This window comes from Hymenobacter negativus (genome assembly GCF_017571495.1).
Lineage (GTDB): Bacteria > Bacteroidota > Bacteroidia > Cytophagales > Hymenobacteraceae > Hymenobacter > Hymenobacter negativus.
This window is the reverse complement of record NZ_JAGETZ010000002.1, coordinates 532,614-546,659: the sequence shown is the minus strand read 5'-3', so window position 1 is coordinate 546,659 and position 14,046 is coordinate 532,614. Positions and strand designations below refer to the sequence as shown.

The following is a 14,046-nucleotide window of genomic DNA, read 5'->3' as shown; positions in this document are numbered from 1 at the left end:
CTTCGCCTTATTTCCGATGCTGGCAGCCATGCCAATGGTCTTTGTGGAACTTCCTTTATCACTTTAGCTAAACCCTGCGCTAATGACCGACCTCACCGACCAAATAGCCATTGTATCGGGCGCGAGCCGCGGCATTGGCAAGGCCATTGCCCTGCTGCTGGCCCTGCAAGGCGCTAAAGTAGTAGCCGTGGCCCGAAGCGAAAACGACCTGGAAGAACTCACCCTCAAAACCCAGGGCCTGTGCATTGTAGCCGATATTTCCATTGAGGAAGACGCCCAATACGTGGTTCAGGAAACCCTGAGCCGCTTCGGCCGGCTTGATATTCTGGTGTGCAATGCCGGCGTGGGCTCTTTCAACGAGCTGGAGCACTTCGAAGCCGCCGAGTGGGACCGTATTTTCGACACCAATGTGAAGGGCACTTTCCTGCTCTGCAAGGCTGCAGTACCGCACCTCAAAGCGCAGAAAAGCGGCCACATTGTGGGCATCACTTCCGACGTGGCCAAGCGCACGTTCCCGCACGGCACGGCTTATGGCGCCAGCAAATTTGCTCAGGATGCCCTGCTGGCCAGCCTACGCAAAGAGGTGCGCCCGCACGGCATCAAAGTCAGCACCATCTACCCTGGCCTGGTCGACACATATTTTAACGATACCACGCCCGGCAGTCCCGAGGCCGAGAAAACCCACCTGCGCCCCAGCGACGTGGCCCAGGCCCTGCGCTACGTGCTGGAAGCCCCCGCCCATGTGGTGATAGATGAGTTAATGCTTCACCCCCTCACGCAGGAATACTAGCGCTTTGCTTAATTCTTCATTAAGCAAAGCGTTATCTTGCCACACCATGAAAAAATTGTTGCTGGCCAGCAGCCTCCTCACCTTGGCTGCCTTCTCTTTGCCCAACCCGCCTGTGGACAAAAAACACCCCAAAGCCACCGACCCGAACACCACCGCCGAGGTGCCACAGGACCACAAGCTGGTGATTTACCAGTTGATGACGCGCCTGTTTGGCAACAAGGTGGCGCTAAATAAGCCCTACGGAACCATTGGCGAGAACGGCTGCGGCAAGTTCAACGACATCACCGACAAGGCCCTTGATGAAATCAAGAAGATGGGCGTGAGCCATGTCTGGTACACCGGCGTGATTGAGCACGCCACCATGACGGACTACACCGCCGCCGGCATCCCGGCTGACGATGCCGACGTGGTGAAGGGCCGTGCCGGCTCGCCCTACGCCATCAAGGATTACTATGACGTGGCTCCCGACCTGGCCGTGGTGGTAAAAAACCGCATGCCGGAATACGAGGCCCTCATCAAACGCACCCACGACCATGGCCTGAAGGTTATCATGGACTTCATCCCAAACCATCTGGCTCGCTCTTACAAGTCGGATGCCAAGCCGTTGGGCGTGGTTGATTTGGGCGCGAACGATGACAAAACCAAAGCCTTCGCACTCAACAACAACTTCTACTACCTGCCCGGCAAAAGCTTTGTGGTACCTGCTAACTACAACCCGCTCGGCCCGTTGAAGGGACCGCGCGAGGATGGCAAATACACCGAAACTCCGGCCAAAGCCACTGGTAACGACGTTTTCTCGGAAGCACCCAGCATCAACGACTGGTTTGAAACTGTGAAACTGAACTACGGTGTGGACTACGTGAATGGCCGCAAAACCTACTTCAGCCCCGTGCCCGACACCTGGAAGAAGATGCGCGACATCCTCGTATTCTGGGCTGGCAAAAACGTGGACGGCTTCCGCTGCGACATGGTGGAGATGGTGCCCGTCGAATTCTGGGCCTGGGTGATTCCGGAACTGAAAAAGGTGAAGCCCGGCCTGGTTTTCATCGGCGAAGCTTACAATCCCAAGGAATACAAGACCTATCTGGAGAAGGGCAAATTCGACTACCTCTACGACAAAGTAGGCCTGTACGATGGCCTGCGCCGCCTCATGACCGGCGGCGGCACTACCGAGGACATCACCAAAGTGTGGAAGGAGGAAAGCAACGGCTTCTCGTCGCACATGCTGCGCTTTTTGGAAAACCACGATGAGCAGCGCATTGCCAGCAAGGACTTTGCCGGCGATGCCATGCGCGCCATTCCGGCTATGACGGTTTCGGCCACGTTGAGCAGCGGCCCGGTGATGCTCTACTTTGGGCAGGAAGTGGCCGAGCCCGCCAACGGCAGCGAAGGCTTCAGCAGCGAGGACGGCCGTACTACCATTTTCGACTATTGGGGCGTACCCGAGCACCAGAAGTGGCTGAACCAGGGCAAGTTCGACGGCGCCAAGCTCAGCCCCGACCAGGTGAAGCTGCGCAGTTTCTACTCGCGCCTGCTCAACGCAGCCAGCACCAATGAAGCCATTCGCAAGGGCCGCTTCTACGAATTGCAGGATGCCAACAACCTTGGCAAGGAGTACAACCAGCGCCACCTCTACGCCTACCTGCGCTACACCGACAAACAGCAGGTGCTGGTGGTGGTCAACTTCTCCGCCGACAAAACCTACCACCCCACCATCACCATCTCGGCCGAGGCCATGGAGGCCATGGGCCTTAGCAGCAAGAAGTTCTACACCTACACCAACCTGCTCGCTGACGAGGAGCCCCGCAATGCCCTCAACCTGACCCTGGACCCGCTTTCAGCCTATGTGTTCGAGATAAAGCCCCGCTAGCGCCGCCGCCACGCTGGCGTCAATTGTTAATTTTGAAGACTGTCCGGTTTCATCCAAAGAACTGCTGGCGGCCTTCTGCTCTCTCCTCCTGCTACGAATCCCACCTCGTTTATGGCATCAGTCGCTGCGGCTCCGGCCACCTCAAGTAACCGCAAGAAGCCGCGCCTGAGCTTCTGGCAAATCTGGAACATGAGCTTCGGCTTCATGGGCATTCAGTTCGGCTTCGCGCTGCAAAATGCCAACACCAGCCGCATTTTCTCCAACCTGGGAGCCAATGCCGATGATATTCCGATTTTGTGGGTAGCCGCGCCGCTCACCGGCCTCATCGTGCAGCCCATCATCGGCTACCTATCGGACCGCACCTGGAGCCCGCGCTGGGGCCGTCGCCGGCCTTTTTTCCTGGTCGGGGCCATCCTGGCGTCCATCGCCATGCTCATCATGCCCAATTCGCCCACCCTCTGGATTGCCGGCGGCATGCTCTGGGTAATGGACGCCAGCATCAACATCAGCATGGAGCCTTTTCGGGCTTTTGTGGGCGACATGCTACCCGCCGAGCAGCACACCACAGGCTTCGCCACGCAGTCGTTTTTCATTGGCATTGGAGCCGTGGTAGCTTCGCTCCTGCCCACCCTTCTCACCCATTTTGGGGTGGCCAATGAAGCAGCGACCGGCATTGTGCCCAATTCGGTAAAATTCTCCTACTACATTGGAGCCGCCGCATTTTTCCTGTGCGTGCTCTATACCATCTTCACCACTACCGAATACCCGCCCGAGGACATGGAAGCCTTTGAGCGTGAGAAAAGCAGGGTTACGCTGGTCCAGGGAATCAAGGAAACTTTTACTGGCGTGGCACACATGCCCAAGGTGATGAAGCAGTTGGCCTCGGTGCAGTTTTTTACCTGGTTCGGGTTGTTCTGCATGTGGATTTTCACCACGCTAGCCGTTACGAAGCATCTTTATCACACCACCGATACCAAATCGGCGGCTTTCAATGAAGGGGCCAACTTTGTAGGCGTGGCCTTCGCTGTCTATAATGGAGTTTCGGCAGCTTTCAGCCTTATGCTGCCGCTGGTGGCCCGCAAATTCAGCCGCAAGCTTACGCACATGCTCTGCCTCACAGTGGGCGGCGTAGGGCTCCTGTCCATAGCCTTCATTACGCAGCCGTGGATGCTTTACTTGTCGATGATTGGGGTGGGCATTGCCTGGACCAGCATTCTGTCGGTGCCGTACGCCATGCTGGCGGGCGCTATTCCGGCCAACAAAATGGGCCACTATATGGGGGTTTTCAATGCCTTTATCGTGACGCCTCAGGTCTGCGCTTCGCTCGGCCTACCATTCATCATGAAGCAGTTTCCCTCCCTCGACCCACTGAATGTGGTGGTACTGGGCGGCGTGCTCATGATTATTGGGGGCCTGCTTACCCTGCGCGTTTCCGACGACGAGAAAATCCGCATTCCCATCGAAGGTGAGCAAGGCTTGGCGCCAGCTTACGAAAGCCCGGCCACACCCAATCCTGCTGTTTAATAAGAAAGCTGCTCACTAAAAAAGACTGCCCGGCATTGCCGGGCAGTCTTTTTTAGTGAGCAGCTTTCTACCCTTTAATAATAGCCTCGGCTACTTCGCGCCCCGTTGCCAGCGCAGCATTGAGTGACGGATACGCCGCCCAGTCGCCACAACGGTAAAGGGTTTCTGTAAGTTTGAGAGGCTGCTCGGCGGGCTGCCCGGCCAGGTACGCCGGTAGGGCGGCCGGCAAGCGGTAGCTCCGCAAGTGCCGCCACTGCCGGGCTGCCGGGCCAAACCAAGCGGCCAGCTCCTCGTGCACACCAGCCGTTATTTCGGCTTCGCTCAGGCCCCGCTCGCCGTGGGTGCTAACGGATACCAGCGACTGCCCCGCTGGTGCGTAATCCCCACTCACGTCGGCTGGGAAAGCAACGTTATGGACCAAACCCGCTGGCGCGGCATTGAGGCGCAGCAGCTTGTCGTTGCGGCCCGGCGAGTGCCCACCGTCTACCGCAAAGTAGTTGCAGGTAGTAATACGCGTACCAGTATGAAAGCTCGCCGACTGCGTGGCCAGGAAGTCATCGGCATTGCCGCTACGGCCGGCAATCAGGCGCAGGGCCGTCAGGCCATCGGCGGCCAGCACCACGGCGCTGCCTTCCAGCACCTGGCCGGTGGAAAGGCGCACTTGCGAGCCATCAACAATGCCTGCCACGGTTGCATTCAGGCGCACGGTGCCGGCGGGCAGGCGGGCCGCCAGCTGCTCGGGTAGCTGCTGCATGCCCAGGGCCGGAATAGCCGCTTCGCCGGTTACGAACTGCTGGAATACGAATTCGAAAAAATTGCTGGCCGTGGTCAGCTCACGGTCCAGAAATACGCCCCCAAAAAATGGCTTGAAAAAGGTGTTAATTATCTGTTCGCTCCAGCCGTAGCGCTGCAAGAAGCTGAGCGTATCGGTAGCAGGCCGGTTCAGCAGCTCCTGCGGCGTGTACTTCAGCACGTGTCGCACCAGACTCACGATGCGCAGCTTATCAGGCAAAGAGCCAATGGTTGAGGTCAGGGCCGAAAAAGCCGCAAAGGGCTGCTGCAGCGGGTTTTGCAAGGTGGTTTCGCGCCCATCGGCCAGCCGGATGACGGCCCCGGAACGAAACGCCTTTAGGTTCAAAGCACCGTAATCGAACAGGCGACGAGCCTCCGGGTAATTGGTGAGCAGCACCTGGAAGCCCCGGTCCAGCCGAAAGCCGTCGGGCGTGACATCGGTCCGCACGCGCCCGCCCACGGCATCGGCTGCGTCGAGGACGAGTACCGGACGCCCGGCGCGATGCAGCCAGATGGCGCACGACAGGCCCGCCATGCCGGCCCCGATAATGATAATAGGTTTGGAAGTTGAGGTCATAGAATAGTAGCCCCGTGTGTGAGTGCGAGGCCTATGGAAAGGTTGTATACTAGCTAACTACCAGATTTCTATTCAAGTTGCAGCAAGATTTCAAGTCACGTGGCTTAAAACAGCTTGGGCATCTTGTGCTCCTTCCACTTCTTGCGGGTTTTCATCGTCCAGAACTCGGCCACGCCGGGGCGTTGCAGGCTGAGCTGCCAGGCGCCCATAGCTTGGCCCAGCCGGTAGCCAGTGGCCTGGTCTTGTGGAAACTGCTTCTTAATGAGGGAGTAGTCGGCGGCTGAAATATCCTTGCCTACCTCACCGTGGCAGCGCAGGCATAGCTGGTTGTTCAGCACGATGGGCCGCTGGTAGAAAAATACCTCCTGCGACAGCCGCTGAACGGTGCGCAGTGTATCGGGGCGCATTTGCTCAGCCAGCAGCGGGGCTTTTGCGGCCGGGTTGCGCGGCCGCTCGCTCACGCGGTGGGCCGTGGCTTTGAGCACACCAGCCAGCGAATCGACGGCGCGGTAGGTTTCGGGCTTGCAAAAGCTCATGGCGCCGGCCACGCCCCCGGTAGCCAGCTCACGGGCCAGAGTGCGGCGTAGTAGCGAGTCGGCCGTAGCAGTGAGGGAGTCGCCGGCCCAGCGGGTGGCGTTCAGCAAATCCTTAGGCATGATACGCTTCACCTCCCAGTTGGCCGTTTCAATCCCAATGCGCTTGCTGTCCTTGAGGTGCTCCACCTGGTCGGAGCTGCAGGCAGAAACGGCCAGCAGCCCCAGCAGTAAGACGCGACGGGGAAAGCTGGCGAATTGATTGCGTAGCATGGTGAGATGCTTATCCATTAACAGCGTAAATGTTGCCCAACACGCGGTAGAAGTCGCCCTGCGCGGCCGGTTCGATGCGGTCGACCATATAAAGCTGGCCTTCCATGCGAAGGTTTTTTGGAAACTGCACATGCCAATCGTGGTACCCGCCCTGCGCCACCCGAATGCGGAGCTTGCCGCCTTCGCGCACGCAACGTAGCAACACGCCTTCCGCATTGGCCGGGGCGGCTTCCAGCACATCGCTCTGGATAGTGGCCACCGCGCCATTGGGAGCCTTCACCACTTGGGCTGGGGCCGCGTTGCCCTGCTCGGCCTGGGCAATGGCCGCTTCGCTCACATCAAGGCAGGCAAAGGTGCCGCTGGTGGTCACCAGGTACAGGCGCTCGTTAAAATATTGCATCGAAAGCGCTGAGCCGCAGCCAGTGGCCAGCTTCCACAGCCGCTGGCCGTCGTCCCCGAAGCAATACACCGTCGAGGAGCTGTCGGCAGCGAATACGTAGCGGCCGCCCGGTGCGGTGGCGCACGACAGCACCGCGCCGTCGGCCTTGTAAGTTTGCAACAGTTGGCCGTCCTGGCCGAATTTCAGCACTTGGCCTGTACCGGTACCGGCGTAGGCGTTCGCCCCATCGAACCAGCCAAACAGAACCTGACTGGTGGGGTAATGCCACACCAGCGTTTCCTTTTCCCAGCCGTAGTAGCAGCGCACGCCCTGCGAATCGCCGTAAAAAATGCGGCCTACTGTGTCGCAGCGCACCATCCAGGCCGAGCTGCCACCGGTTTTCACGGCCCACTGCTCTTCGTCTTCGTAGTTGACGGTGGTGAGCTGGCCCGCGGCGTCCGATACGGCCAGCAGGCCGTTGGCAATATCGAGCCAGAAGATGTCGATGTTGGGGTTGATTTCGTAGGCCAGGCGCGGGGTCTTGCCGGTGAGGTTGTACACGTTGCCGTCGTCGCAACCCACGTACATCCATTCGCCGTCCGACACCATGCACTTTACCCCCTCACTGAGCTGGTACTGCATGTGCACCTCCGCCTCGTGGCTGAGCTGGTACACCCGGCCATCCTGGTTGCCAACCCAGCAGCCCTGCGCATTCACGAACACCCCGAAAGCCGACGAGCCGGTCTCGAAGCGCCAGATGGTTGGGGCTGTGCGCTTGGCTGTTGAGGGCCGGCTTTCCACAGCACGTCGCGTCACGGTGCGCTTCTGGCGCTGGCCTTTCACGGCGTCCTGGTAGCCTTTGCGCTTTTTCTCGCCTATCTTCTTCTGGGCCAGCTTCTCCGCTTCTTCCGGCGAGCTGCACTGCTGGGTACTGCTCGCGCCCGGTGTGCCAATGCGCCCGTAGGTCAGCGTCAGCGCCGAGCCGTCCACGACCGCCTCGTAGAACTTGTGGGCGGTACCGGTAGCTTCATCTTCAGAAAATTCGAGGTAATAAGTTGGCATAGCAAGACGGGAAAGAATAGGGAAGATGCGGAGGGGCTACTCGAAAATATACAGTAAATTCACTCCGGCTTAGCGCCACAAAAATGCACGCAATGCCTCGTAATCAACTGACATGGGCACAGTTCTTTTGGCACGTCCTTGCAGCGCCTGCACCACCGCCGGCAGTTCGATGGCCCGGCCCAGGATGGGCTCCACCACGCCGGGGAATTTCACGGGGTGGGCCGTGGCCAGAATCATTCCGGCCATCTCGGGGTGCTGGGCTTGGTAGCGACGCAGTGCCGTGTAAGCCACCGCGCCGTGCGGGTCGAGGAGGTAGCCGTCCTGCTCCCATACCTGCCGGATGGCAGCCACGGTATCGGCGTCGCTCACGGTGTCGGCACTGAGGGCGGCGCGCATCTTGGCCAGGTCGTTGTCGAACAATTCCAGAATGCGAACGAAGTTGCTGGGGTTGCCCACATCCATGGCGTTGGAAAACGTGGGGATGGCAGCCCGGGGCGTGAACGTGCCCGTGCGCAGGTAAGCCGGCACTGGCTCATTGGCATTGCAGGCCGCGATGAAGTGCCCCAGCGGCAGCCCCGATGTCCGCGCCAGCAGCCCGGCGCAGATGTTTCCAAAGTTGCCGCTCGGCACCGAAACCACCGGCGGCGCGGCCTCTTCCGGCCACTGCTGCATGGCGAAGCAGTAGTACAGCTGCTGTGGCAGCCACCGCGCCACGTTGATGGAATTGGCCGAAGTCAGGAAACGCTGTTGCGCCAGTTCCTCGTCCAGAAAAGCCTGTTTCACCAGCGCCTGGCAGTCGTCGAAGGTGCCGCTCACTTCCAGCGCCGTGATGTTCTGGCCTAGCGTGGTGAGCTGCTGTTCCTGCACGGGGCTTACCTTCCCGGCCGGGTAGAGAATGACCACCTCCACGCCCGGCACACCCAGGAAGCCGCTGGCCACTGCTCCGCCGGTATCGCCGGACGTAGCCACCAGCACCGTCACGGGCGGTGTGTCGCCGCGTTGCGCGAAGTAACCCAGGCAACGGCTCATAAACCGGGCCCCCACGTCCTTAAAGGCCAGCGTGGGCCCATGAAACAATTCCAAAGAAGATACGCCCGTTTCCACCGACACCAACGGAAACTCAAAATCCACCGCCTCGGCACAAATGCGCAGCAAATCCGCTTCTTCAATAGTGGTACCCACGTAAGGCCGCATCACATTGAACGCCACAATGGCTTTGCTCAGGCCGCGTAACTCGCGCCGGAAGCCCGGCAGAAATTTCGGAATGGCTTCGGGAAAGTAAAGGCCACCGTCCGGTGCTTGTCCGGTGATGGTCGCCTGACGGAAATCAACCAGCGGCGACTGGTGACGGAGGCTGTAGTATTTCATTTTGCTTGGTTGCTAATCCTAGGTCAGCTTTCAGCCGGAGCACAGCTGATTTTATCTATTCTTCAGATACTACATACGCCCCCTGCGTCCCGACCGGTCCAACGTACACATTGAACTCAATTCCCAGTTCAGAAAACACGCTGCCCATTGCCGCACCCACAGCCTGCGCCGTTTCCTCGGTATTGTTCAGCATAAAAATGGAAGGCCCGGAGCCAGAAATACCGCCCCCGATAGCCCCCACCGCCAGGGCTCGCACCCGTGCCTCGGCCAGGCCGGGAATGAGCGGCAGCCGCGCGGGCTCCACAATGTAGTCGTCGAGCGAGCGGCCAATTAGCTCATAATCCGCCGTGAGAAAGCCCGAAACCAGCCCAGCCACGTTGGCCCACTGCCGCACAGCCAATCCTAGCGGCACAGTAGCCGGCAGCACTTTGCGCGAGTCGCTGGTTTTTACCTCAATCTGCGGATGCACCACGGCCACCCACAGTTCCGGAGCCGGCAGGGCAATAATGTCAATGGTTGGTTGCAACGCCCGCACCACCGTGAAGCCGCCGAAGATGGCCGGCGCAATGTTATCGGCGTGGCGAGCACCGGAAGCCACGGCCTCCCCTTCCATTGCAAAATCTACCAACTGCATTTTATTGAAGCGGCTGCCCAACAAGGCGTTGGCGGCCACCACAGCCCCGGCAGCGCTAGCGGCGCTGCTGCCTACCCCGCTGCCGGGCATAATGCCTTTGGTGATTTCCACATCAAAGCCAATGGCTTCCGGCACCTCTTTCAGCAGAGCCAGCAGGGCCACGCCGGCCACGTTCTGCTGCGGGTCGGTGGGCAGGTTATAGGGGTCGAGGTGCTGGATGCGGATGCCGGGCGTGCTGCTGCGCGTGAGGCGCACGGTGTCGTAGGGCGCAGTCAGGGCAAGGCCGAATACATCGAAGCCGCAGCCCAGATTGGAAAGTGTGGCGGGCGAGTGAACGAGAACAGAATTGGGCATAGCAGCGCGGGTCTTTAATCCGCGAGTCAGAACGTTTGGTAAACTTTGATAGTGGCGCACTCGCGGACGAAAAGTCCGCGTTACAACCTGGCGGCGCGAATAATATCCGCAAACACCCCAGAAGCCGTGACCTCCGCGCCGGCTCCAGCCCCCTTCACTACCAGCGGCTGGTCCACATAGCGGTCGGTGTAGAAGAGCACCACGTTGTCCTTGCCACGCAGGTCGTAGAGGTCATGCCCAGACGCCACTTGCTGAAGTCCCACGGCGGCGCGGCCATCAGCGTAGCGGGCCACGAATTTCAAACGCTTGCCGGCTGCCGTAGCGGCGTCATAAAGCGCCTTAAAATGCGCTTCGTGGGCGGCCATCTGAGTGTAGAAAGCTTCCACATCGCCTTCCAGGCAGGCAGGCGGCAGGAATGTTTCAATTTCAATGTCGCTCATCTCCATTACTTGGCCGGCTTCGCGGGCCAGGATGAGGATTTTGCGGGCCACATCCGAGCCGTTCAGGTCGAGACGCGGGTCCGGCTCGGTGTAGCCTTCGGCCTGGGCCTGGCGCACTACTTCGGCAAAGGGTCGGTGGCCGTCGTAGTTGTTGAACACGAAATTCAGCGTGCCGGAGAGCACGGCCTCCATGCGCCGCACCACGTCGCCGCTACGCGTGAGGTCGTTGAGCGTGCCGATGACGGGCAGGGCCGCCCCCACGTTGGTTTCGAATAAGTAGCTGGCGTTAAATTCCTTCGCCAGGCTTTTGAGCTGGGCGTAGTGTGCGTAGTCCGACGACGCGGCCACCTTATTGCAAGCCACAATGGCCACGCTTTTCTCCAGCAGATTGGCGTAGATACCGGCGGCGGCCGGGTTGGCCGTCACGTCCACGAAGATGGAGTTGCGCAGGTTGCGGCTGATAATGAGTTGGGTAAATTCCTCCAACGTCTGCGCCGGGGCCTGGGCTAGCTCTTCGGGCCAGGCCGTCAGGTCGAGGCCGCTTTCATCCACCAGGCAATGGCGGCTGTTGGCAATGGCCACCACGCGCACCTGCAAGCCGAGTTTTTCCAGCAAGTGAGACTGCTGCCGCGCCAGCTGTTCGAGCAGCTTGCTGCCCACGTTGCCTGGTCCCAGAATGAACAGGTTCACCTGCTTCTTGGTGGCCTCGAAGAAAGCTTCGTGCAGCACGTTGATGGCTTTGCGCACATCGGCGGCCCGGATTACGGTCGAAATATTCTTCTCCGAAGCACCCTGCGCAATGGCCCGGATATTCACCCCGTTCTGGCCCAGCGCGCCAAACAGTTTGCCGCTAATGCCGGGGTGGTCCTTCATGTTCTCGCCCACCAGCGCCACAATGGCGAGTTCCTTCTCAGGCCGTAGCGGCTCGATGCGACCAGCGGCAATTTCTGTGGCAAACTCCTCATCCACGGCTACCTGAGCGGGCGCGGCATCCTGCGCGTTCACCCCCACACAGATGGAATGCTCCGAGGAGCTTTGCGTGATAAGAATCACGTTGATGCGCTCCCGGGCCAGCGCCTCAAACAGCCGCTTCGAGAAGCCGGGAATGCCTATCATGCCGCTGCCTTCCAGGTTCAGCAGTGTGAGGTTGCCGATGCTGGAAATGCCCTGCACCACGGCGGGCGTGCGCGGCGGCTCTACTTCCACCAGTGTGCCGTAGTCGTCGGGCGCGAAGGTATTTTTAATCCACAATGGAATTCCGCGCTGCATCACCGGCTGAATAGTAGGCGGATAGAGCACCTTTGCGCCGAAATGCGACAGCTCCATAGCTTCCTGATAGCTGATGCGCGCAATGGGGCGGGCGCTGCGCACGAGGCGCGGGTCGGCAGTCATCATGCCACTCACATCCGTCCAGATTTCTAGCACCTCGGCATCTAGCGCAGCAGCCAGCAGGGCCGCCGTGTAGTCGGAGCCGCCGCGGCCCAGTGTGGTAGTCGTGCCATGAGCATCGGCCCCGATAAAGCCCGGCACCACCCAGATGTGCGCCGGGCTGCTGTCCTTCATATCGGCCACCTGCCGGGTGGTCACGGCCATGTCTACCTCAGCCGAGCCGAAGCGGGAATTGGTGCGAATGAGCTGCCGGGCATCGGCCCAGCCAGCGGGCAGGCCCTGGGCCTTCGCAGCGGCGGCAATAAGGCGCGACGACAGCAGCTCGCCGTAGCTCATCAGCTTGTCAAGGGTGCGGTTGGAGAGTTCACCAAGGGCAAAAATGCCGTCACATAACATCTGAATTTCGCCAAACTGCGCCGTAATGGCCGCCAGCTTTTCGTGTTGGGCGGCCCCGGCCAGCAGCTCCTGGGTGGCGGCGCGGTGGCGCTCGTGCAGTTGGGCGAGGACGTCGCAGTAGCCCGCGTCGGTGGCAGCGGCGGCGCGGCCTGCACCAATCAAAACGTCGGTAGTTCCGCCCAAGGCCGATACCACCATTACCACAGGACTTTGCGCCGCCGCTTTGGCCGCGATGGCAATGGATTTCCGAATATTCTCGGCCGAGGCCACCGATGTGCCTCCGAATTTCAACACTTGCATAAACTCAGGCCACCGGGTGGCTGTTGGGTTATGATTCCTGAATGAACGCCTCGCCTACATAGCGGTGTTTAGATTCAGTATCTTTGCAAACTACTGACTAATTCCCGAACACCGATGCTTGATAAATTAGAAGCCATCAACCAACGTTACGAGAACGTAAACGAGGAGCTGATGCAGCCCGACGTGATGTCGGACTTAAAGCGCTATAAGGCACTAAATAAAGAATACAAGGAGCTGGGCAAGATTGTGGCAGAATACCGCAACTACCAGGGCGTGCTCAGCAACATCGAAAACGCTCGCGAAGTCATCGCGACGGAGAAAGACCAGGATTTCCGCGAGATGGCCAAAGCCGAGCTCGACGAGCTGATGCCCGAGAAGGAGCGCCTCGAAGAAGTCATCAAAGACCTGCTGCTGCCCAAGGACCCGAATGACTCGAAAGACGTCATCATGGAAATTCGGGCCGGTGCGGGCGGCGACGAAGCTGCCATTTTCGCCGGCGACCTGCAGCGCATGTACATGCGCTTCGCCGAAAAGCAGGGCTGGAAAATGGAGCTCATGGATGCCATGGAAGGCACCGCCGGCGGATACAAGGAAATCATCGTGGCCGTGCGCGGCGAGGACGTGTACGGCAAGCTCAAGTTTGAAAGCGGCGTGCACCGCGTGCAGCGCGTGCCGGCCACCGAAACCCAGGGCCGCATTCACACCAGCGTGGCCTCCATCGTGGTAATTCCCGAAGTGGAAGAATTCGATGTGGAGCTGAATATGGGTGACATCCGCAAAGATTATTTCTGCTCCAGCGGCCCCGGCGGCCAGTCGGTAAACACCACCTACTCGGCCGTGCGCCTCACTCACTTGCCCACCGGCCTCGTGGCCCAGTGCCAGGACCAGAAATCGCAGCTCAAAAACTTCGACAAAGCCTTGGCCGTGCTCCGCTCCCGCGTGTACGACATGGAGCTGGCCAAGAAGAACGAAGCCGACGGTCTGGTGCGTAAAAACATGATTGGCGGCGGCGACCGTTCCGATAAAATTCGCACCTACAACTACCCCCAAGGCCGCGTCACCGACCACCGCATCGGCTACACAGTGTATAACCTAGCTAGCGTAATGGAAGGCAATGTGGACGACTTCGTAGAGCAACTCCGCATCGCCGAAAGCGCCGAACGCCTGCAGGAAGGCGTCACGAAGTAAGCTTCTTGCATGAACGACCCACTCCCCTCCTTACAAAGGAGGGGAGTTTTTGCGAAGCAAAAATAAGGGTGACGGTACCGCAGGGAATCGTTGAACGAGCCCCGAACAGCCTCGTTTCTCTTTTCGCCATACTGATTTACTCCGCCCGTCGTTTAACGCCTACAACCACCAAGCCGG

The 14,046-nt window shown here is 59.7% G+C and carries 10 protein-coding genes; 4 read left to right on the top strand and 6 right to left on the bottom strand.

From position 1 onward, the window contains the following. The first annotated feature begins 82 nt into the window (after positions 1 to 82). The 3 genes from J4E00_RS06485 to J4E00_RS06475 all read left to right on the top strand — a co-directional run bounded on the left by J4E00_RS06485 (position 83) and on the right by J4E00_RS06475 (position 4,184). Positions 83 to 790: an SDR family oxidoreductase gene (locus J4E00_RS06485; protein WP_208174302.1), complete on the top strand. Its 708-nt coding sequence runs from the start codon at positions 83 to 85 to the stop codon at positions 788 to 790. Positions 791 to 836: 46 nt separating this feature from the next. Then, entirely contained in the window at positions 837 to 2,660 is a 1,824-nt protein-coding gene (locus tag J4E00_RS06480; protein WP_208174301.1) for an alpha-amylase family glycosyl hydrolase, read from the top strand. Positions 2,661 to 2,771: 111 nt separating this feature from the next. Then, entirely contained in the window at positions 2,772 to 4,184 is a 1,413-nt protein-coding gene (locus J4E00_RS06475) for an MFS transporter (RefSeq protein ID WP_208174300.1), read from the top strand. Positions 4,185 to 4,251: 67 nt separating this feature from the next. Here the strand turns inward: J4E00_RS06475 and J4E00_RS06470 are convergent, their stop codons facing one another. From J4E00_RS06470 to thrA, 6 genes are all read right to left on the bottom strand, one after another. Then, positions 4,252 to 5,553, bottom strand: coding sequence for a protoporphyrinogen/coproporphyrinogen oxidase (locus tag J4E00_RS06470; protein WP_208174299.1), 1,302 nt, complete (start codon positions 5,551 to 5,553; stop codon positions 4,252 to 4,254). Between the two features lie 104 nt (positions 5,554 to 5,657). Further along, entirely contained in the window at positions 5,658 to 6,377 is a 720-nt protein-coding gene (locus J4E00_RS06465; protein WP_208174298.1) for a DUF3365 domain-containing protein, read from the bottom strand. Next, positions 6,370 to 7,800 carry a WGR domain-containing protein gene (locus tag J4E00_RS06460; protein WP_208174297.1) on the bottom strand — a complete coding sequence of 477 codons (1,431 nt, stop codon included), beginning with the start codon at positions 7,798 to 7,800 and terminating at the stop codon, positions 6,370 to 6,372. The genes J4E00_RS06465 and J4E00_RS06460 overlap by 8 nt, the downstream gene beginning before the upstream one ends. 69 nt (positions 7,801 to 7,869) lie before the next feature. Then, positions 7,870 to 9,168 (bottom strand): threonine synthase, encoded by a 1,299-nt coding sequence (gene thrC / locus J4E00_RS06455; protein ID WP_208174296.1) that lies wholly within the window; start codon positions 9,166 to 9,168, stop codon positions 7,870 to 7,872. A 55-nt stretch (positions 9,169 to 9,223) separates the two neighbouring features. Continuing rightward, positions 9,224 to 10,156, bottom strand: a complete 933-nt coding sequence (locus J4E00_RS06450) for a homoserine kinase (RefSeq protein WP_208174295.1) — start codon at positions 10,154 to 10,156, stop codon at positions 9,224 to 9,226. An 80-nt stretch (positions 10,157 to 10,236) separates the two neighbouring features. After that, a complete protein-coding gene (gene thrA / locus J4E00_RS06445; protein ID WP_208174294.1) occupies positions 10,237 to 12,681 on the bottom strand; it encodes a bifunctional aspartate kinase/homoserine dehydrogenase I in 2,445 nt (814 codons plus the stop codon). A gap of 114 nt (positions 12,682 to 12,795) precedes the next feature. On the opposite strand from thrA, the gene prfA reads away from it, so the two are divergent. Further along, a complete protein-coding gene (gene prfA, locus J4E00_RS06440) occupies positions 12,796 to 13,869 on the top strand; it encodes a peptide chain release factor 1 (RefSeq protein ID WP_208174293.1) in 1,074 nt (357 codons plus the stop codon). Positions 13,870 to 14,046: the final 177 nt, after the last annotated feature.